The organism is Vibrio sp. 378, from assembly GCF_033339435.1.
The window spans coordinates 1-500 of record NZ_JAWOUO010001305.1; the positions used below are offsets into that span (position 1 = coordinate 1).

A 500-nucleotide genomic window follows, 5' to 3' on the forward strand; every position below is an offset into this window, starting at 1 on the left:
GTTGTACTTGCAGAAATAGCCTCTAGGGCCCTCTCTCCTGCCGTTAATGATAATGGTACTGCGATTGATGTTCTGGGACGTTCGATTCGGGCGCTTTCACTTTGGGGAGAACTTATTAGCCAACAGCCGACCAAAACTCGCTTCCCAAGATTGTTTGTGCCCTCGTTAAACTGCCAAGATTTATTCGATGATGTCTTTTTGCCGATAGCGCATGATGGGGCAGCTCAACTGCAAGTTCAGGTTCGCCTGCAAAAGGCATTACTAGCTTTGTCTAGTATGCATCCCAAGCTGTTTAGCGCTCCAGCAACCAAGCTTTCAGAGAAAGCTTTAGAACTCGCGTTGACCCAACATTTTACTGAAGATGAAAAGCATCAACTTGCGCAACTTTCGAACCAGGTAACTGACCCAAAAACACGGTGTTGACGATTCATTCAATCAGCATCGTTTTAAGCATACGCCTCAAACATGCGTATGCGCAGCCATCATCCTTCGTGAAAAGT

At 46.2% G+C, this 500-nt stretch carries 1 protein-coding gene; it reads left to right on the top strand.

Translation table 11 applies throughout. From position 1 onward, the window contains the following. On the top strand, positions 1–423 hold a 423-nt coding region (locus tag R7Q48_RS31700; RefSeq protein WP_318134446.1), incomplete at its 5' end, for a DUF2254 family protein. Positions 424–500 lie beyond the last annotated feature (77 nt).